The sequence below is a fragment of the Nonomuraea roseola genome (assembly GCF_039535395.1).
Taxonomy (GTDB): Bacteria; Actinomycetota; Actinomycetes; order Streptosporangiales; family Streptosporangiaceae; genus Nonomuraea; species Nonomuraea roseola.
Genome location: NZ_BAAAXC010000014.1, coordinates 292823 through 310884, shown reverse-complemented (window position 1 = coordinate 310884; position 18062 = coordinate 292823). Strand labels below are relative to the sequence as shown.

At 70.4% G+C, this 18062-nt stretch carries 20 protein-coding genes and 1 pseudogene; 8 read left to right on the top strand and 13 right to left on the bottom strand.

The window, feature by feature from the left end:
- Positions 1-26 precede the first annotated feature (26 nt).
- Both ABFX55_RS19725 and ABFX55_RS19720 read left to right on the top strand, forming a co-directional pair.
- Positions 27-350: a recombinase family protein gene (locus ABFX55_RS19725; RefSeq protein ID WP_346123039.1), complete on the top strand. Its 324-nt coding sequence runs from the start codon at positions 27-29 to the stop codon at positions 348-350.
- Positions 351-804: 454 nt separating this feature from the next.
- Complete coding sequence (locus tag ABFX55_RS19720; RefSeq protein ID WP_346123037.1) at positions 805-1299, top strand: hypothetical protein; 495 nt, start codon at positions 805-807, stop codon at positions 1297-1299.
- Between the two features lie 61 nt (positions 1300-1360).
- Here ABFX55_RS19720 and ABFX55_RS19715 read toward each other — a convergent pair whose 3' ends face one another.
- Positions 1361-1756: a DUF2809 domain-containing protein gene (locus ABFX55_RS19715; RefSeq protein WP_346123035.1), complete on the bottom strand. Its 396-nt coding sequence runs from the start codon at positions 1754-1756 to the stop codon at positions 1361-1363.
- A 438-nt stretch (positions 1757-2194) separates the two neighbouring features.
- Between ABFX55_RS19715 and ABFX55_RS19710 the strand changes: the two genes are divergently transcribed.
- Entirely contained in the window at positions 2195-2536 is a 342-nt protein-coding gene (locus ABFX55_RS19710) for a hypothetical protein (RefSeq protein ID WP_346123034.1), read from the top strand.
- Between the two features lie 807 nt (positions 2537-3343).
- On the opposite strand, the gene ABFX55_RS19705 is transcribed toward ABFX55_RS19710, so the two are convergent.
- Positions 3344-3676, bottom strand: a complete 333-nt coding sequence (locus tag ABFX55_RS19705) for a type II toxin-antitoxin system PemK/MazF family toxin (protein WP_079076564.1) — start codon at positions 3674-3676, stop codon at positions 3344-3346.
- Between the two features lie 213 nt (positions 3677-3889).
- On the opposite strand from ABFX55_RS19705, the pseudogene ABFX55_RS19700 reads away from it, so the two are divergent.
- A pseudogene (locus ABFX55_RS19700) lies at positions 3890-4933 on the top strand (IS701 family transposase); the annotation flags it as partial.
- A gap of 75 nt (positions 4934-5008) precedes the next feature.
- Here the strand turns inward: ABFX55_RS19700 and ABFX55_RS19695 are convergent.
- The 7 genes from ABFX55_RS19695 to ABFX55_RS19665 form a co-directional block, all read right to left on the bottom strand.
- The gene (locus tag ABFX55_RS19695; protein WP_346123032.1) at positions 5009-6340 is read right to left on the bottom strand and encodes an FAD-binding oxidoreductase; all 1332 of its coding nucleotides are present in this window, start codon (positions 6338-6340) and stop codon (positions 5009-5011) included.
- A 124-nt stretch (positions 6341-6464) separates the two neighbouring features.
- Entirely contained in the window at positions 6465-6998 is a 534-nt protein-coding gene (locus ABFX55_RS19690; RefSeq protein WP_346123030.1) for a copper chaperone PCu(A)C, read from the bottom strand.
- Positions 6999-7026: 28 nt separating this feature from the next.
- A complete protein-coding gene (locus tag ABFX55_RS19685; protein WP_346123028.1) occupies positions 7027-8484 on the bottom strand; it encodes a basic amino acid/polyamine antiporter in 1458 nt (485 codons plus the stop codon).
- A 32-nt stretch (positions 8485-8516) separates the two neighbouring features.
- Complete coding sequence (locus ABFX55_RS19680) at positions 8517-9023, bottom strand: DUF1269 domain-containing protein (protein WP_346123026.1); 507 nt, start codon at positions 9021-9023, stop codon at positions 8517-8519.
- A 175-nt stretch (positions 9024-9198) separates the two neighbouring features.
- The gene (locus ABFX55_RS19675) at positions 9199-9714 is read right to left on the bottom strand and encodes a GNAT family N-acetyltransferase (protein ID WP_346123024.1); all 516 of its coding nucleotides are present in this window, start codon (positions 9712-9714) and stop codon (positions 9199-9201) included.
- A 71-nt stretch (positions 9715-9785) separates the two neighbouring features.
- Complete coding sequence (locus ABFX55_RS19670; RefSeq protein WP_346123022.1) at positions 9786-10499, bottom strand: phytanoyl-CoA dioxygenase family protein; 714 nt, start codon at positions 10497-10499, stop codon at positions 9786-9788.
- Between the two features lie 22 nt (positions 10500-10521).
- Positions 10522-11640, bottom strand: a complete 1119-nt coding sequence (locus tag ABFX55_RS19665) for a TetR/AcrR family transcriptional regulator (protein WP_346123020.1) — start codon at positions 11638-11640, stop codon at positions 10522-10524.
- A 99-nt stretch (positions 11641-11739) separates the two neighbouring features.
- Here ABFX55_RS19665 and ABFX55_RS19660 point away from each other — a divergent pair, with 99 nt between their 5' ends.
- On the top strand, positions 11740-12936 hold the full coding sequence (locus tag ABFX55_RS19660) for a cytochrome P450 family protein (RefSeq protein ID WP_346123018.1): 1197 nt from the start codon (positions 11740-11742) through the stop codon (positions 12934-12936).
- A 5-nt stretch (positions 12937-12941) separates the two neighbouring features.
- On the top strand, positions 12942-14189 hold the full coding sequence (gene clpX / locus ABFX55_RS19655; protein ID WP_346123016.1) for an ATP-dependent Clp protease ATP-binding subunit ClpX: 1248 nt from the start codon (positions 12942-12944) through the stop codon (positions 14187-14189).
- 95 nt (positions 14190-14284) lie between these two features.
- On the opposite strand, the gene ABFX55_RS19650 is transcribed toward clpX, so the two are convergent.
- From ABFX55_RS19650 to ABFX55_RS19640, 3 genes are all read right to left on the bottom strand, one after another.
- On the bottom strand, positions 14285-14608 hold the full coding sequence (locus ABFX55_RS19650) for an STAS domain-containing protein (RefSeq protein ID WP_346123015.1): 324 nt from the start codon (positions 14606-14608) through the stop codon (positions 14285-14287).
- Positions 14609-14655: 47 nt separating this feature from the next.
- A complete protein-coding gene (locus ABFX55_RS19645; protein ID WP_346123013.1) occupies positions 14656-15243 on the bottom strand; it encodes a DUF5994 family protein in 588 nt (195 codons plus the stop codon).
- Between the two features lie 368 nt (positions 15244-15611).
- Entirely contained in the window at positions 15612-16577 is a 966-nt protein-coding gene (locus ABFX55_RS19640; protein ID WP_346123012.1) for a radical SAM protein, read from the bottom strand.
- 94 nt (positions 16578-16671) lie between these two features.
- On the opposite strand from ABFX55_RS19640, the gene ABFX55_RS19635 reads away from it, so the two are divergent.
- Both ABFX55_RS19635 and ABFX55_RS19630 read left to right on the top strand, forming a co-directional pair.
- Positions 16672-16995, top strand: a complete 324-nt coding sequence (locus ABFX55_RS19635; protein ID WP_346124097.1) for a DMT family transporter — start codon at positions 16672-16674, stop codon at positions 16993-16995.
- Entirely contained in the window at positions 16992-17567 is a 576-nt protein-coding gene (locus ABFX55_RS19630; protein WP_346123011.1) for a TetR/AcrR family transcriptional regulator, read from the top strand. The genes ABFX55_RS19635 and ABFX55_RS19630 overlap by 4 nt, the downstream gene beginning before the upstream one ends.
- Positions 17568-17838: 271 nt before the next feature.
- On the opposite strand, the gene ABFX55_RS19625 is transcribed toward ABFX55_RS19630, so the two are convergent.
- Positions 17839-18054: a hypothetical protein gene (locus ABFX55_RS19625; protein ID WP_346123009.1), complete on the bottom strand. Its 216-nt coding sequence runs from the start codon at positions 18052-18054 to the stop codon at positions 17839-17841.
- Between the last annotated feature and the right edge of the window lie 8 nt (positions 18055-18062).

Genomic DNA, 18062 nt, shown 5'->3' with positions numbered 1-18062 from the left:
AAGCCGCCCTCAGCCTGCTCGGCGAGGTGCCCACCGGCAAGATCCGAACCACCACCCCCGACGGACGACTCGTCTTCCACATCTTCGCCGCCCTGGCCGAGTTCATCCGCGAGCTCATCGCCGCCGGCACTCACGAGGGCTTGGCCGCCGCGAAAGCCCGCGGCCGCACTGGGGGCCGCCCGACAGTGGTCAACGCCGAGTTGCTGAAGGCGGCCCGTGATCTGCTACCTGATCCCGGCCGGCCGGTCACCTCGATCGCCAAGCTGCTCGGCGTCAGCGTGGGAACGCTGTACAACCACATCCCCGACCTTCAAGAGCTCCGCTCAGGACAGCAGTCGAGTCTCAAGTAGAGGGCCTGGCCTCGACAAAGGGCGCTCGTTTGGGGCTGGTGACACCCGTCCATCGCCTCCTACCTAGCCGAACCCGCACCCGGCTGGGAGGTCATCTTGGACAACCCCGCCATCGCCAACTGACGGCTCAAGCCCGACACGGGCAACCGTATCCGGGTGGCCTGCACCCGCCTGCCGCCACGCACCCCCGATCCCACCCAGCAACAGCGTGACCGGGAATGGGAGCAAGCCCTCACCGCGCTCGTCCAGGGCTCTGCCCCGTGAGCAGCCCCGGCCCTCGTGGCCGCCGACGAACTGCGCCAGGGCGCGACCGGGTCCATGTCCTACCAGGAGCACCGACAGCGACGGAGAAAGCCCAGTGAGCAGCGATGCCATGTTCCGTGCTCAGGCCTGTACGGGTCCCCATCAAATAGGGCGGCAACCGGCAGCGGGTCACGTCGAGAGATGGTGTCACGTGGAGGAAGCCGAGTTCCTGCCCCTGGCTAACAGCGACGACGCTGTCCGCGCCTACCACGCCTGCCACGAGGTCGAGGGGCATACCGCTGCCGTCCAGGAGATCGGGCGCGGCCAGAATCGCACCGCTTACGTGGTCGGTGGGATCGTCTACAAGGTGGACGGGTGGCTGCCGGAGAACGTGCACGACCACGGGATACTGCAGGCAGCCCGCCACGCTGGGATGCCATGGGCGCCGCCGTCTGCCCTGTTCGAACTCGAGGACGGCAACGGCCGCAAGCGGTACGTGATGGCCATGCCGTACTTCGTCAACGACGGCATCGCCCCTGACCCCGAGGCGATGGCGCTCATGAGCATGCAGACCAACAGCCAGCTCGATGACACGAACTATCGGGTTATCGGGGGGAAGTGTCAGGTCTGGCGCTATCTGGCCGGGGACCTCCAGCGCTATTTGGCCGGGGACGATCGTGTTGATCAGCCCGAATTGTCAGGCTGAAACTCCAAGAGCTCAGGCCGGACATTGGAAGGACGACAATGACTGACCGCGATCAATACCGTCAGCGTGCCGGTGGAATGGCGTCCGAGAGTCCGCCGGTCTGATCACCGGATCGGACCGATCGGCGTTCCCAGGCCAGGGCCACGCCCACACCGATGGCATAGGCGACCAGGTCCCATGGGTCGGGGAACGCGCCGACCAGGACACCGCCGATGCCCGGCGGGGTCATGCCGACTATTTGGTAGAACTCGACGACGGCGGCGATCGCGGCCGTGGCCAGGGTGCGGCGTGCGGCGGTGGTGCGCCACAGCAGCCCCAAGAACGCGTAGACCAGCATGGTGGCGCCGACGTCGCTCACGTAACCGCGGATGAACGGTTGTCCCGGGCCCCGGTAGAAGAGGGCGAACGCGCCGACGGCGAGGGCAACACCACCCAGAAGGACCATGGCGCGGCGCATGAGATTGACATCTTCTCCGAATCTCAACGATCAGGACGAACCTGATCATAGAGCTCGTCCCCCTTATGGCGGCATGCTGGGCGCCCTCCTCCCGAACATGTCCTCAGCCGCCAGGTAGCGCGGACCACTCAGAACCTTGATTCTGTCCGGTGCCCTATCTGGCATAGCCGCAGCTCAGCGCATCAGCGATGCTCCCCACGCGGATTTGGCCGCATCCCAGCGCCGCTCCCCAGCGCCGAAACCCTCGGTCTCCGCGATGTCTGGCATGCGCGCCTCGACCTGCTACGACCGCTCCATTTTGGGGCTGGAGACACGTTCGGGAGGAGGACGCCGTTCAGGTACAGGCGGCGGATGCGCTCCGCCGTGGTGCCGGAAGTCGTGCCCCTCCAGGTTGCGGGTCGCAACCATGGACATTCTGTAGTTGATTGTTTACTGTAAGTGGCGATCCTGGTGGAGGTGCGAATGTTCGCTCAGGTAAAACGTATGGTCAGCGCCGGCGGTGCCCTGGCTGTGGCGTTCGTGGTGGTGGCCACGACAGCGGTTCCCGCCCACGCCGGGAGAGGGACGTTGTGGATCAGCGGGGCACCCATCATCAACCCGCCACATGGCTGCCGGGATTACCCGGGCAGCGACATCAGATACATACGGAACGACCTCGAGCGTTCGCATGTCGACGTGTACAGAGATGACAACTGCGATCCGGGGCAGTACATCGGCACCGTGTACCGCGGCAGGGATGACATCCTCCGCGTCGGGTCCTACTTCGTCTACGACTTCTGAGCAGCACCATGTCGCGGCGTGAATTCAGAGACGGCTCCGACGACGCTCGTCAGCAGACGTCCGACATCACCGGCTCGATCGGCTCCGTCAGAAGAGCATGGGCGAGCGGCATGCCCCCACCGGCGTGGGCTATGTCCTCGGCGCCGAGCCGGGCAACCCGGCACCATCAGGAAGGCGCTCACCCCGGTCAAGTTCAGGCCGGCCGCCGCGCAGGCCTCGAAGGGCGAGCAAGAGGAATGGCTCGCTGGCACGCCGACCCGATCCCGGCCGCTCTCGCCCACCTGCAGGGCAGTACTCGGCTCGCGGCCGGGCTGGGCGTTCACGGCCAACAGGGCGTCGCGGCCCACAAACCGCCCTACCTCCGCCTCCGGGTGGCTCGCCCTCGGAGGCGTCGACGACCTGCTCACCGGCGCCACCAAGACCCTCCTGAGCCGGGGGCGCTCGACAGCGGGCCGTTCTTGAAACGGCTGGACTTAAGTTGACGGGATCCCGTCTGATCTTGGTGATCGGGCGGGATCTCGTCGCTTCAAGGGTTTCCGAGGCGCGTTCGGACGCCTTTGGGGCCTGTGTGGTGGGTGTCGCGGCCCGGGTGGTGTCAGGCCGCTGGAGGAGCACGAGAAGCGCGCCGCTGGACATGGCGAAGCCCGCAGCTGGCGGGGTGCTGCGTGTTGATCTTCCGGATTGCGGCTTAGTACTCCAGCTGTAGATCGTGATCTTGTGAGTGGGGGCGCCGCTGATATGGCGCGGCCACCATTGGCCATCTCGACGAGACCGGCCGCGCCATCGGCGGCGTCCATCCCTCTCTGCCTACTTGAGTCCACCGAGACGAAGGGCATCCTCGATCTCGCTGAGCTTCGCGGACGGCAGGACGCCCGCCTGCCCGATCAGGTCTTCCCTGGCCAGGGTGACCAGCCAAGTGCAAGGGATCAGGTCGGGACGTGGAAGTGCGACTCTCAGGACGCCTTCGAGAGGCAGTCCTTCGGGGGCACCTACTGCCACCTCAACGGCCACGCCGCTGAGATCGGTGCCCGCGGGAGCGACGACCTGCATCGCCAAGAAACCGGACGCCTCTTCTCCCGACAGCAGTACGACTGCCCGCTGCTCGTTGAAATCTGCCCACCAGACTTCGCCACGTCGCATATGTCCTCCTGATACGGGACGGCACGCCTGCGTCGCCCCTTCGACCGCCGCCTACTCCAGGCACAGATCGTAATGTTGGCTGGTCAGGGCCGACGATAAGACGGCTGCGGCCACCGATGATCATCGTGAGCTGTGTGGACAAACGAAGATCATGCGGTGGCCGCAGCTCACAGCGTAGACCCTGCCCGGTGGCAGGAGGCGTTCGAGGGTCTGATGGGCCGGATAGCGGCGAGGTTCGCGCGGGTCGAACCACGCCTTCGGGCGCGGGACTTCGTGCGCGGGCTGCTGTCGGACCTGCCACGCAAGAACTGCTGGACGATTGCCGAGTGGGCCGGGGAGGCCAGTCCGGACGGCATGCAGCACCTGCTCGGCCGGGCCAGGTGGGATGCCGGCCGCGTGCGTGACGACGTGCGTGAGTACGTGCTGGAGCATCTGCACGACGAGGACGCACTGCTGGTGGTCGACGAGACCGGGGATGTGAAGAAGGGCACGCACACCGTTGGTGTGCAGCGCCAGTACACCGGCACCGCGGGCAGGATTGAGAACTCCCAGGTCGCCGTCTATCTCGTCTACGCGGGCCGCCGCGGACACGCGGCAGTGGACCGCGAGCTGTACATTCCGCGCTCGTGGACATGCGACCCGGACCGCTGCCGGGCTGCGGGCCTGGACGAGGACACCGTCTTCGCGACCAAGCCGGAGCTGGCCGCCCGCATGATCGGCCGATTCCTCGGCGCTGGGCACCGCGTGGGTTGGGTTGCGGGGGACGAGGTCTACGGCGGCAACCCGAAGCTGCGGTCCGCACTGGAAGAGTGCGAGGTCGGCTACGTGCTCGCCGTCGCCTGCTCGGCTGAAGTCACCACCGGTGCGGGCAAGTTCCGCGCGGATGCCCTGACCGCGAAGGTACCGAAACGGGCCTGGCAGAGCTGTCGGCAGGGGCCCGGCGCCAAGGGGCACCGCTTCTACGACTGGGCCGTCATCGACCTGGCCGAACCCCGGCCCGGCAGCCGCCAGCTGCTGATCCGCCGCAACCGCACCACCGGTGAACTCGCCTACTACCGCTGCTTCTCATCCGTCCCCGTACCCCTGACCGCCCTGGTCCGCGTCGCTGGATCAAGGTGGCGGGTGGAGGAGACCTTCCAGTCCGGAAAGGGCCTGGCCGGACTCGACGAGCACCAAGTCCGCCGCTTCACCTCATGGTCTCGCTGGGTAACCCTGGCCATGCTCGCCCACCCCTTCCTCGCAGTCGTCCGCGCTGATGAACACGCCCGGCATCCCGCCCCGGACGGATTGATCCCGCTCACCTGCAACTCCGCGCGGGTCCTCGGCGCCGCGTCAACAACCTTGCGGGTCAATACAGCTAGCCGGGGCGATGTTGTGGCTGCGGCCCAGGACGTTGCCGGGGTCCCACTCCCGCTTCACCTCGGCCAGCCGCGCGTGGTCGGCGGCGGTGTAGGCCGTCGCCGTCCTCGACGGGTCGTACAGGAAGTTCAGGAACGTGCCGCCCATGGCGTGCGGCCGCAGCGCCCTGGCCACCTCCCGCTGGTCTCCTTCCACCTGCTCGCGCTCGTCTGAGCCGTCGAGCACCGAGGTCGCGATCACCGAGAACGGCACCTGCCGATGCCCCACGGGACCGGCTCCGGGCTCGGGCCTGGCCATGGCGCCACCCCAGTGCCGCACCTCGATCGCCGTCAGCGTGCCGTCCGCGCTCTTGAGGATCGTGTCGATCGCCTCGTCGCTCACCTGCTCCAGCAGGTCGATGTGCTGGAGCACGGCCATCGGAGGCGGAGGGGGGCCGCCGAAGGCGGTGGCCGCCTCGGCGAAGCTCATCGTGGCGAACTCTCCGCCCAGCGAGGGCCCGGCCACCTCCAGCAGCGACTCCAGCGCGTGCTCACCGCCGTCCACGCAGAAGGCCCGGACGGCCAGCACCCAGCCGCGGCCCGGCATGCGCATCAGGATGACCGAGGTGTTCAGCTCGTCCGGCTCGGTCAGCGCCCACTCCCTGTAGCGGGCCAGGGTGTCGGCCGCCCGCTCGAAGGGGAACAGCGCCATACCCGCGTACACCCGGTCCACCGGGTGCAGCCTGAACTCCAGCGAGGTCACCACCGCGAAGTTGCCTCCGCCGCCGCGCAGCGCCCAGAACAGCTCCGGGTGCTCGTCGGCGCTGACGGTGACGCTGTGCCCTTCGGCGGTCACGACCTCGGCGCCGATCAGGTTGTCGGCGGCGTAGCCGTGCAGGCGCGACAGCCAGCCCGTCCCGCCGCCCAGGGTGTAGCCGGCCACGCCGATCGCGGGGGTGCCGGAGACGGGCGCCAGGCCGTACGGCGCGGCGGCGGCGATGACGTCGGACCAGATCGCGCCCGCGCCCACCCGGGCGGTGCGCCGCTCGGGATCCACCCGCACCGACGCCATCGGTGTCGTCTTGACCAGCACGCCGCCGTCGGCCGGCACCAGCGTGCCGTGCCCGGTGGACTGGACGGCGAACGGCACGTCACGCTCGCGCGCCGTCAGCAGCGCGGCCCGCACGTCACCCGGTCCCGCCGCCTCGACGACGACGGCAGGCCTGTGATCGACCAGCCGGTTCCACGGCAGCCGCTCCACCTCGTAGCGCTCGTCGCCAGGGGCGTGGACGGCGCCTTCCACTCGTTCACGAAGGTTGTCGTTCATGCTGTCGATCGTCGCCTGCCCCACCCCGCCCAGTCGTCGTCCCAGGGAAGGCTCCTTCGCGTACGGCAGGCGAAGTAGCCCCGCCTACCGGCGGGTGGCCCCTGGCGGCGCAGGCCTTCTGCCGCTACTCGGGAGCCGGCGAGCCCGCCCCACGGCTCAGCGGCAGCACGGGGACGCGCAGCGTGATGGTCCCGGCAGAGGGGAAGCGGAAGGTGACGTCGATCGGGGTGGCGCCGAGCGGCCGGTGGATGCCGACCAGCTCCAGGTGCGGCCGGTCATGGCCCTCCTGCAGGCTGACGGTACGGCGGGCGGGCAGCGTCACCGCGATCGGCTGCGGCTGCTCCTCCCCTTCGCGGTAGACGACGCTGTCGGCGTGCACGGTGCTGACGCCGTTCAGGACCTGGTCCCTGTCGCTGTTGTTGACCAGCGTCACGTACAGGCCGAGGTCGTCGCCCGCCTTCTGCGCGTCCATGGGCGGGGCCAGGACGTGGGCGTGGATCAGCTGCACCGCGCCGACCTGCCCGTCGACCAGGCCGCCACGGTCCCACTGGTCGGGGCCGCGTTCCTCGGCGCAGGCCGCGCACACCAGCAGCAGGCAGGCCGCCACCAGGGCCCGCAGCGCCGCACGCCGTCCGCTCGTTCGATGTGACCTGGTCATGTCGTCCCCTGTGGTCCTGGCGAAAGGTTCAGATGGTGATGAGGCCACTGGCGAGGCCCGCGACGCCGACGACCGCCCCCACGACGGCCACGACGAAAAGCACCAGCTCGGCGGGGGAGAAGACCCTCCTACCGCGTTCGCGCCTGGTGATGATGAACAGGATCGTGCCCGGCGCGTAGATGACGAACGACAGCAGCAGGAACTCCAGCCCCGCCGCGAAGATCAGGAAAGCGGTGTAGACGACGGCCAGCGCCGCCACCACCAGGTCCTTGCGCCGCGCTTGCGCCTCCCTCTCGTAGCCGTCCCTGGTGAGGGTGAGCTTGAGCGCGTACCCGGCCGCCAGCAGGTACGGCACCAGCGACAGCGAGCTGCACAGCTTCAGCGTGAAGGTGAAGGCGTCGTCGGAGAACAGCGTGATCGCCAGCACGGCGGTGATCAGCACGCTGGTCATCACCAGCGCGGCGACCGGCGCGCCCTGCCGGTTCTCGCGCTTGAGGAAGGCCGGCATGTCATCGTCCCTGGCGGCCACGAACAGCACCTCGGCGGCCATGAGGGTCCAGGCCAGGTAGGCGCCGAGCACCGAGACGATGAGCCCGACGCTGATGAGCGCCGCGCCCCAGCCCCCGACCACCGACTCCAGCACCCCTGCCATGGACGGCTGCCGCAGCCCGGTGAGCTCGGCCTTGGGCAGGGCGGCGTAGGACAGGATGGTCACCGAGGCGAACAGGGCCAGGACGCTGAGGAAGCCGAGCACGGTGGCCCTGCCGACGTCCTCACGCCTGCGGGCGTAGCGGGAGTAGACGCTGGCGCCCTCCACACCGAGGAAGACGAAGACCGTCACCAGCATGGTCGCCTTGACCTGCTCGAACAGCGCTCCGGCCGAGCGTTGCTGCCCGCCCCAGAAGTTGGCGCCGAACACGTCCGCCTTGAAGGCGACAATGAGGATCACCACGAACAGCAACAGCGGCACGAGCTTCGCGATCGTGACGATCTTGTTGATGGCGGCGGCCTCCTTCACACCGCGCACGATCATGAAGTGGAAGGCCCACACGCCGACGACCGAGACGGCCACCGCCAGCAGCGTGTCTCCCTCGCCGAACCCCGGCACGGCCGCGCCGACCGTGGACTTGATCAGCACCCAGTACGTGACGTTGCCGACGCAGGCGCTGGCCCAGTAGCCGAAGGCGGAGAAGAAGCCGGGGAACTCGCCGAATCCCGCCTTGGCGTAGGCGTAGACGCCCGCGTTGAGGTCGGGCTTGCGCACGGCGAGCGTCTGGAAGACGAAGGCGAGCATCAGCATGCCGACTCCGGCGACCGTCCAGGCGATCAGCGCGCCGAGCACGCCGGTGGCCTGGGCGAAGTTGCGGGGCAGCGAGAACACCCCGGCGCCGACCATCGAGCCGACCACCATGGCGGTCAGCGTCAGCAGCGGCAACTTCTGCGCGCTGGAGGTCTGCGCGACCTCGCCGCTCGTGTGCTGGCTCATGTGCTCAGCCGTCCGAGCGTGAAGCCGATGGGTCAGCGGGTCGCGGCGGCCGACCGGGCGGCCTCGACCGACTCGCGCAGGGAGGCCTCGGCCTCCGCACTGAGCGAGGTCTGGATGATCTCCCCGCCGTAGGGCGCGACCTCGGCGATCACCTTGTCAGGGGTGCTCTGGACGACCAGGAGGAACAGCGTGGCGCTGCCGGGCTGCATGCGCTGGCCCAGGTCCCTCATGAAGGAGTCGTCCACGCCGATGTCGGTCGCCGCGCCGCCGGCCGCTCCGGCGGCCGCGCCCACGGCCATGCCCAGCAGCGGGGCCAGGAACAGCAGGCCGATCAGCCCGCCCCACAGACTGCCCGCCGCCGCGCCGCCGCCGACCGTGCTGCGCAGCTGGTGAAGTTTGATCTTGCCGTCGGGCTTCTTCTCCGCCACCGCGGCGTCGGCCAGGGTGATGAGCTTCTCGCGCTGCATGTCGAGCAGGCGGTCGCGCACGCGCGTGGCGGTCTCGACGTCCGGATAGGCGATGGCGATGAGATTACTCATGAGGTCCCCGATTCTTCGACTGCCCCTACGCCGGGGCCGGTATCTGGGGGGAGACGTGCGCGCCGCCGTCCGGGCCCTGATCGAGGGCCACCCGCGACGCGCATACGCCATCATTCCGTCGCAAACCCTCCGTCAATCCCTGTGGCGGGGTTCCTTTACCAAAAGGGGCCCCTGGTCACAGACGTACGGGGTCGGAGACTCTGCGCTCGAGCACCTGTCCCGGCCACTGACCCACCGTGAAGGTCTGCGCGCGCCGAAAACCGCAGCTTTCGTAGTAGCGCACCAACTGCCCGTCGTCACCGGCGTAGCAGTCGACGCGCACGAGGTCCACGCCCTGCTCACTGGCCTCGTCCACTGCCAGATCCAGCAGCGCCCTGCCCACGCCGCGCCCGTGGAATCGCTGGTCGATGACCAGCCCCTGCACGTAGAGCTCGGGTTCGTCGGCCGCGCTGACGTACGGCAGCGGCCCGCCGACCGTCATGCACCCGGCCGCCTCGCCGTCGATCACGGCGATGCGCATGCCCTCACCCTCGGCCCAGCTGACCACCTGCCCGACGCGCTTGGGGTCGGCGGAGAAGGGCTCGCTGCCCCACTGTCCGGTCCTGCCCTGCGCCACCAGCCACTCGATCGCGCTGTCGAACATCCGCAGCACCGCCGCGACGTCCTCTGGTCCACCTTTGCGAATATCCACGCCGAGATCATAGGGCGCGCGTGCGGGCTACCCGCGCGCGGAGTCTCGCCGCGATGTCGGCGCCGAGCCGCTCACCGTACGGCCCTGGCCAGCGGGGTGTCGGCCGAGGGGTCGAGCGGCGCCGACAGGAAGACCGGCGTCTGCGCCATGAAGCGCGGCCTGGTGCCGAGGTGCTCCTGAGCGGCGTGCACGGTCAGCGGGTGCACCAGGTAGACCTCGCCTGGCGCGCCCGTGGCGTGGGCCAGCGGCCGGTGCGCGCTGGCCGCCTCGACCAGCCGGCTGGCCGGCACGTGCTCGTGGGCGCCCTCGCCGAGGGCCGCGATCGAGTCGCGCTGGGAGCCCACCCTGATGCGCGTGGGCGCGTCGTCGGGCCCGACCTCGGAGAACAGGATGAGGATCAGCAGCGTGGTCGAGCGGGCGCTGACCGCCCAGCTGCCGTCCTCGCGCATGACGTTCAGGTCGAGGTGCCAGCCCCTGTCGTCGGCAGGGGGCACCTTGGGGAAGCGGATGGGGATGTTGCCGCAGCTGCCGCTCCTCCGCCAGCCACCCTGCCCGCACACCTCGTCCAGCGCCCGCGCCAGCTCGGGCGAGTTGATGATCTGGCCGAACGGCCCCTCACCCGTCAGGTCGGCGGCCCATCTGACGGGCTCGGTCCACCCGGACGGGTCGTCGGGCGCGAGCCCGATCTGCTTCCACAGCAGCGCCTGGGCGGCCAGCCCGACCTCGTCGGAGGCGGCCCGGATCTTGACGAAGCCGTTGGCGGCGAAATCCTCGCTGACATTCATGCCGGTCACGCTAGCAACCGGGTCAATCGCTTTTCGGGGCGAAGGAGCGGCGTGCGAAGGCCTCGTCGTGCAGGGCTTCCGCAGCGGCGTGGCAGGCCCCGCGACCGTCGGCCCTGGCCACCACGCGGGCCGTACTGACGGCGATCGCGGCCTCGGTGCCGTCGCTGACGGCGCTCAGCCCCGCCGCCGTCGCCAGCTCGCCGCTGTCGTCGAAGACCACCCGCAGGCGCGGCCAGTCCCGCGGCGCGAAGGACTGGCGCAGGCAGTGCCGCAACTCGGCCATGACGAGCCTGGCCAGCGGCGCCAGCTCCCCTGGATCGCCGGTGACCATGGCGAGGGTCACCGGCGCGCCCTGCGGCGCGGCCCGCACCGCCTCCTCGACGGCCTCCAGCCGGTGCAGCCCGAGGACGGCCAGCACGCCGTCCTGCTCGAGGGGCACGGGCTCGCCGCGCAGCGCGTCGGCGGCCGCAGGAGGTGACCACGGCTCGTCGGCGGGGCGCGGCTGCGGAGCCCACGGCAGGTGCGGAGGCGGCCAGGTGTCCTGCAGGTCGAGGCCGGCCAGGCGTTCGCAGGCGCTGACGACGTTGAACGGCTCGACGAAGCCGGGCGCGGCGGCGGCCAGCTGCGCGGCGCCGTACAGGGTGGTCAGCGCCGCCTCGGCGACGCCCACCAGGCGGGCGGGCGGCGTCTGCGGCGCGCCCACCCGCTCCATGGCCAGCCCCAGCAGGATGGCCTGCAGCTTCAGCAGCTGCGCGAACGGCAGCCTGGTGCGCTCGTCGGCGATCACCTCGGCCATCAGGTCCATGCCGAGCCCGGTGCTGCCGTGCCGGTCGTCGGTGGTGAGCGGGAGCCTGGCGACCCAGGCGCGGGCGAAGGCGCCCAGCGCCTGACCGGGCCGCATGTCCTGCTGGGGCCGCAGCGGCTCGGGGGCCTGCTCGGCGAGCTCGGCCAGGACGGCGAAGTACAGGGCCCGCTTGCCGGGGAAGTTGGAGTAGACCGCGCCGCGGGTCAGCCCCGCCCGTTCGGCGATGCCGTCGACCTTGGCTTCGCGGAAACCGCGTTCGGCGAACTCCTGCCTGGCCGCGCTCAGCACCTTGGCCCGGTTGAGCTGTTGCGTCTGCGCCCTGCTGAGCCGCTCCATCGCCCTCCTTCGCGTTGCCGTCCGTCGCGGATCCAAGATACCGTGACCATTCAGATGACATCATCATCTGTTTAGGACATCTTAACCCTGGAGGCCCTCATGACCAGCGGTGTCCCCGAGATCGACCTCACCAGCCCCGACGTCGTCGCCGATCCCTTCACCGCCTATGGCCGCGCCCGCGAGCAGGGACCGCTGGCCCGCGTCAGCGCCCCCGGGTTCTCCCTGTGGGTGCTGACCCGCTACGACGACGCCAGGGCCATGCTCAACGACCCCCGCTTCGAGATCACCTCCGGCAGCTTCACCCCGCCGCCCGGCATCCCCGAGGACTGCCTGCCGTACATGAGGACCATGACCGAGATGGAGGCACCGGAGCACCTGCGCCTGCGCAGGCTCGTCGCCCCCGCCTTCACCGCCAGGCGGGCCGCCGACTTCAGACCACGCCTCGAACCCCTCGTCGAGGCGCTCCTCGACGACCTGCCCCGCCACCTCGACGACGGCGCCGTCGACCTGATGGCGCACTTCGCGGCCCCCCTGCCGATCGACGTCATCTGCGAGCTGGTCGGCGTCCCCGACGCCGATCGCCCACGCTGGCGCGAGTACGGCGCCGCCGTGGCCGCAGGCTCGGGGCAGAGATTCGGCGAGGCCATCCCCGCCGTCCTGGAGGGAGCCAGGGCGGCCATCGCGCGCAGGCGCGCCGAACCCGGCGACGACCTGCTCACCGACCTCATCAGGGCCCAGGACGACGACGGCGGCAGGCTCAGCGACACCGAGATGGTCACCATGGTCTGGAACCTCGTCCTGGCCGGGCAGACCCCGATCAACCTCATCGCCAACGCCGTCCACGTGCTGCTGTCCCACCCTGACCACCTGGCCAGGCTGCGCGCCGAGCCTGAGCTCATGCCGCGCGCGGTGGAGGAGCTCATGCGCTGGTGCGGCCCCATGCTGCTGTCGATTCCCCGCTACGCCCGCGAGGACGTCGAGCTGTTCGGCACCCTCGTCCACAAGGGCGAGGCCGTCGGCGCCTCCATCGCCGGGGCCAACCGCGATCCCCGCGCGTTCACCGACCCCGAGACCCTCGACCTGGGCAGGCCCGCAGGCACCGCACCCCACCTCGGCTTCGCCCACGGCCCGCACTTCTGCCTCGGCGCCTCCCTGGCCCGCGTCCAGACCGAGGTCGCCCTGACCGCGCTGCTGCGCCGCTACCCCGGCCTGGCCCTGGCAGCCGCGCCGCACGAGGCGCGGCGCGTCCCCGACCCCGGCACCTGGCGGCTGTTCACGCTGCCGGTCACCCTCTGACCGCGGTGGCTCGCATCGCCAACCCGCTGACCTGCACCTTCTGCGGTAAGAACCAGCAGCAGGTCAAAAAGCTCATCGCAGGACCTGGCCGCGTCTGCATCTGCGACGAATGCGTCGAACTGTGCACCGAGCTCATCGCCGAAGACCTGCCGCCCCAGGCCGCCGAGCGCGCCCCGCTGCCCAGACCGCGAGAGATCCACGACTTCCTCGACCAGTACGTCATCGGGCAGGACGCGGCCAAGATGACCCTCTCGGTGGCCGTCTACAACCACTACAAACGCATCAACGCCACCCCCTCCGGCCACGATCCCGTCGAGCTCGGCAAGTCCAACATCCTGCTCGTCGGCCCCACCGGCAGCGGCAAGACCTACCTCGTCCAGACCCTGGCCCGCCTGCTCGACGTCCCCTTCGCCATCGCCGACGCCACCGCCCTCACCGAGGCCGGCTACGTCGGCGAGGACGTCGAGAACATCCTGCTCAAGCTCCTGCAGGCCGCCGACTACGACGTCGCCAAGGCCGAGCGCGGCATCGTCTACATCGACGAGATCGACAAGGTCGGCCGCAGGAGCGAGAACCCGTCGACCACCCGCGACGTCTCGGGCGAGGGCGTCCAGCAGGCCCTGCTGAAGATGCTGGAGGGCAGCGTCGCCTCCGTGCCGCCCCAGGGCGGCCGCAAGCACCCGCAGCAGGACTTCATCCAGATCGACACCACCGACGTGCTGTTCATCGTCGGCGGCGCCTTCGCCGGCCTCGAGCAGATCATCGAACGGCGGGCCGGCCATCGCGGCTCGGGCTTCAACGCGGCGCCGCGCACCGGGCCGCGCGACAGCCTCGCCGACGTCATGCCCTGCGACCTGCTGAGCTTCGGGTTGATCCCCGAGTTCGTCGGCAGGCTGCCGGTGGTGACGACCTTCCAGCCCATGGACGCGACGGCGCTGCGGCGCATCCTCACCGAGCCGCGCAACGCGCTGGTCAAGCAGTACCAGCGCCTGTTCGAGCTCGACGGCGTGGAGCTGGAGTTCACCCCTGACGCGATCGGGGCGCTGGCCGAGCAGGCGCTGCTGCGCCGCACCGGCGCCAGGGCGGCCAGAGCGGTGGTGGAGGAGGTCCTGCTCAACGTCATGTTCGAGGTGCCGAGCCTGGAGGAGGTGGGCAAGGTGCTGGTCACCCGCGACACCGTCCTCGAGCACGTCAACCCGACCCTGGTGCCGCGCGAGCAGCTCTCACGCGAGCGCCGCGACCGATCCGCCTGACGCGCTGTCGTGATCGGCCTCGTCGTCGCCGCCCCGGCGGGCGCGCCGCTGTCCGGCGCGGCCCGCGGCGGGCCGCTGCTCTCTTGCGGGGGTGCTCACGCCATCGTCGGCAGGCTGCGCTCCAAGCCGGTGACGTGCAACAGCCTGGTCATGTACGGCCTGGCCCCCGTCAGCATCAGGGTGACGCCCTGCGCGCGGGCGCGGTGATGGATGCCGACCAGGACGGCCAGGCCGGTGGCGTCGCAGAACGTCACCTCTGACAGGTCCAGGATCAGCACGTTCGTGCTGTAGCGCAGCGCGCTGAGCAGGCGCAGGCGCAGCGCCTTGGTGGTGAAGATGTCGATCTCGCCGGACAGATGGACGGTGGTGGGAGCCGAAGGGCCCGCCCTTCCTGGAGGGGCGATGGCGATGGCGGTCATGGGTTTCTCCGATCGGGTGGGCAGGACGAATGGGGCACCGGTGATGATCACCTTCGCGCGACCGGCGCTGCCGCGAGGCGGACAGCGGTCAGGTGCCCGCCCTCGTTCTCCCAGCCGGCTGGGCCCTCTTCCTCGTCCTGCCGTGTGTCTGGGTCCTGCCGTGTGTCTGATGGGGCGTTCGGCTGTGCGGGCAGGTGCGCGATGGTGAGGAGCTCGGAGGGCCACATGCCGTCCGTGTCCTGGGCGGCGAGGGTGAGCGCGGCCTCGGCGGGACCCTCCCCGGTCTCCGGCGGGATGACGAGCAAGGTCACCGGCTCAACGCCGGACAGGATCAGCGTGATCAGCAGGGGATCGGTGCTGAGGAACCAGCCGACCTTGACCTGGCGGCCGGGCGCGGGCACCCGGCGGGGAAGGTCGTTCCAGGCGTCCCTGTGCACGCCGACGCGCAGCGTGGTTCTGCCGAACCGCTCGTCGACGGCGGAGATGAGCGCGGGCAGCTCGGCGGCGGCGTCACGCGAGTGCGGCCACCAGGCACCGTCGACGGTGCCCTGCCGCTTCATGGCGGGGTTCAGGCTCAGGCGGAGCGCGGAGTCGGCGACGTCCGGCGGAGACTGGGTAAGGAGTGTCGGCGTCATGGTCGCCCGTCCGGGCCCCTGCTGAGGGGGCCGCATGCGGTGGATCGCCGCGGGCGACGCCGACCTGAGTGCCAACGCACGAAATGTCCTCGGTATCTCGAGTCTACTCCTCGCACGCCGATCCGGCTGGTCCTGGCCCCGTCCGGATTGACGCCTTCAGCAGGCGCGGAACCGCTCAACCAGCCGCCGGACGGCACGCGGGGGCAGACCGACCACCCCGGCAAGCGGCTTCGCTCCTACGTCAACGTCCTCTGTGACGACGTCGGGAACATCACCGACGAAGAGGCCGACCACAGGAGTGCTGGAGCGCCCCGTGCCGCAGCCGCGGGCCCGAGCCGGGGGAGCGGGGTGGGTGAGGTGGTTGCGGGTCAGACGAGGGCGAGCTGGTCGGCCTGCGGTGGGCGGGGCGCGGGGGAGGGGACGGGGCCGCAGCTCATGCCGTACGCCTGGGCCAGCTGGGCGATCTGACCGGTGATGCGCGACTCGTAGCCAGGCGCCGGCATCCCCGCCTTGTCATACAGCTCCGCATAGCGTTCGACCAGCGCAGGATGCGCCTGTTCCAGCCAGGTGAGGTACCACTGCCTGGTGCCGTGCGGCAGGCGCAGCACCACAGGCTCCACCCCCGTGGCCCCTGCGGCGGCGATGCGCCGTACGGTGGCGGCCAGCTGGTCGGCGGCGTCGCTCAGCAGCGGCAGCACCGGCGCCATCAGCACCCTGCACTCCACGCCCGCCTCGGCGAGGGCCGCCACCAGCTCCAGGCGGCGCTGCGCGGTCGGCGCGCCGGGCTCGACCGCGCGGCGGATCTGCTCGTCGACGAAGGCGATCGAGACCGCCACCCGCGCCCCCGCGGACCGCAGCAGGGCCGCGTCGCGCAGCACCAGAGGGCTCTTGGTGTAGACGGTGAAGGGCACACCGGCCTCGGCCAGCGCGGCGATCAGCGCCGGCATCAGGTGGTAGGTGAGCTCGGCCTCCTGGTAGCAGTCGCCGCCCACGCCGATCGCGACCGGCTCGCCCTGCCAGCGCGTCAGCTCGGCGCGCAGGCGCGGCGCGGCGTTGGCCTTGACCACGATGCGGGTGTCGAAGTCGCGCCCCGCGTCGAGACCGAGACCCCGATGCGGGCGCCTGGCGCCGCACCCTCTGCAGGCGTGCGCACACCCTCTGTAGGGGCTGACGGCCCAGCGTTCGGTGATGCCCGCGCTCGCGGGCACCTTCTCGATCATCGTGCGGGCCTGCGTCTCGTAGAACGCTCCGCGGGCGAGCGCGCGGCGCTCGATCGCCGGGCGCTCGTCGGCGACGTCCACGAGCGAAAGCGCGTCCCAACCCACACTCCACATAGAACACGCATTCGACAGCGGTTTCAAGCGGATCCGCGATTCCGGCTCCGCTAAACTGGCACGTGCGTACCACTTTTTCGTGAAAGGGGCCCTTATGGCCTGGCTCCTGCTCTTCGGCGCCATCGCGACGGAGGTCGTGGCGACCTCGGCGCTCAAACTCAGCAACGGCTTCTCCCACCTGGGCTGGAGCGTCGTGGTGGCCGTCGGCTACGTCGCCTCCTTCGTGCTGCTGGCGCAGGTGCTCAAGCTCCACATGGACGTCGGCACCGCCTACGCCGTCTGGTCGGGCGTGGGCACCGCGGCCATCGCCCTCATCGGCGCGCTGTTCCTCGGCGAGAGCCTCACTCTTGTGAAGGTCGCGGGCATCCTGCTCATCATCGGCGGTGTGGTCGTGCTCAACCTGGCGGGCGGGCATTGACCGCCACCCAGCCGCGCGGCCTGCGCCGCAGGGCCGCCCTGCTGGCGGCCGCCGTCGACCTGCTCACCGAGGGCGGCTTCGCGGCCGTCACCCACCGCGCGGTCGCCCAGCGCGCGCAGCTGCCGCTGGCGGCCACCACCTACTACTTCACCTCGCGCGATCACCTGCTGGCCGAGGCCTTCGCCTGCCTGGTGGACAGCGAGCTGGCCGCCACCCGCGCATGGGTGGCCGCCCACGGCCTGGAGCAGATGATCGACGAGGTCGCGGACGCCGACCGTGGGCGTCAGCTGGCCCTGTGGGAGCTGTACGTGCACGCCGGACGCGACCCCGCCCTCCAGCAGCTCGCCAGGCGCTGGACCGACGGATGCGTCGCCATCGTCGCCGACGCGCTCGGCCTGCCCGCCCACGACCCCACCGCACGGCTGATCTACACGACGGTCACGGCGCTGTGGCTGGAGCACGTCGTGGAACAGCGTCCCGTCGCCGACGCCCACGCCCTGCTCACCCTGGCCCTGCGCGCCCTACCCCCTCGCCCTGACCTCCGGGGCACGCCGAGCGACCCCGGGGATTAGGCCGCCTTCGGCGGCGTGGGACGCGCCTGGCCGGGGAATGTGGCGGCTTCGGCGCGGGCCGCCGCCGCCATGACCTCGGCGCTCACCCCGGCGACTTCGGCGACACAGCGTCCGCCAGTAGCGCGCACCTGGGGCCTCCGCCTGCGCGGATCGGTTGGTCTCCGACAGCCGCAGGAGCTCCTCGACAACCTCCGGTGCCTCCTCATGCCCGCTCGCACTCCATGAGGCTGTCGCGTGACGCGGCCAGGGCCTTCCGCATGGACTCAGCCATTCACGAAGGTGAGGCTGGTCGCGTCGTAGCGACCTGGTCGGGCGGGGCGGCGGCCTCGATGGCGGCGAGGTCCTCGACGGACAGCTCGACGTCCAGGGCCGCGAGGTTCTCCTCCATCCCTTCCCGCTGGCCGAGCGGCTCATCGCCGCCGACAAGTTCTTCGTCGGCTACGAACACCACGTCAACCGCCGTAAGTGGGACCTCCTCGTCCGTCATCTCATGGG

What these genes read in the sequence shown, in the direction of transcription:
- ABFX55_RS19715 (WP_346123035.1), bottom strand. Translation starts at nt 1,756, where the DNA reads ATGCGCCGCGCCATGGTCCTTCTGGGTGGTGTTGCCCTCGCCGTCGGC.
- ABFX55_RS19705 (WP_079076564.1), bottom strand. Translation starts at nt 3,676, where the DNA reads ATGCGACGTGGCGAAGTCTGGTGGGCAGATTTCAACGAGCAGCGGGCA.
- ABFX55_RS19695 (WP_346123032.1), bottom strand. Translation starts at nt 6,340, where the DNA reads ATGAACGACAACCTTCGTGAACGAGTGGAAGGCGCCGTCCACGCCCCT.
- ABFX55_RS19690 (WP_346123030.1), bottom strand. Translation starts at nt 6,998, where the DNA reads ATGACCAGGTCACATCGAACGAGCGGACGGCGTGCGGCGCTGCGGGCC.
- ABFX55_RS19685 (WP_346123028.1), bottom strand. Translation starts at nt 8,484, where the DNA reads ATGAGCCAGCACACGAGCGGCGAGGTCGCGCAGACCTCCAGCGCGCAG.
- ABFX55_RS19680 (WP_346123026.1), bottom strand. Translation starts at nt 9,023, where the DNA reads ATGAGTAATCTCATCGCCATCGCCTATCCGGACGTCGAGACCGCCACG.
- ABFX55_RS19670 (WP_346123022.1), bottom strand. Translation starts at nt 10,499, where the DNA reads ATGAATGTCAGCGAGGATTTCGCCGCCAACGGCTTCGTCAAGATCCGG.
- ABFX55_RS19665 (WP_346123020.1), bottom strand. Translation starts at nt 11,640, where the DNA reads ATGGAGCGGCTCAGCAGGGCGCAGACGCAACAGCTCAACCGGGCCAAG.
- ABFX55_RS19660 (WP_346123018.1), top strand. Translation starts at nt 11,740, where the DNA reads ATGACCAGCGGTGTCCCCGAGATCGACCTCACCAGCCCCGACGTCGTC.
- ABFX55_RS19650 (WP_346123015.1), bottom strand. Translation starts at nt 14,608, where the DNA reads ATGACCGCCATCGCCATCGCCCCTCCAGGAAGGGCGGGCCCTTCGGCT.
- ABFX55_RS19645 (WP_346123013.1), bottom strand. Translation starts at nt 15,243, where the DNA reads ATGACGCCGACACTCCTTACCCAGTCTCCGCCGGACGTCGCCGACTCC.
- ABFX55_RS19640 (WP_346123012.1), bottom strand. Translation starts at nt 16,577, where the DNA reads ATGTGGAGTGTGGGTTGGGACGCGCTTTCGCTCGTGGACGTCGCCGAC.
- ABFX55_RS19635 (WP_346124097.1), top strand. Translation starts at nt 16,672, where the DNA reads ATGGCCTGGCTCCTGCTCTTCGGCGCCATCGCGACGGAGGTCGTGGCG.
- ABFX55_RS19625 (WP_346123009.1), bottom strand. Translation starts at nt 18,054, where the DNA reads ATGACGGACGAGGAGGTCCCACTTACGGCGGTTGACGTGGTGTTCGTA.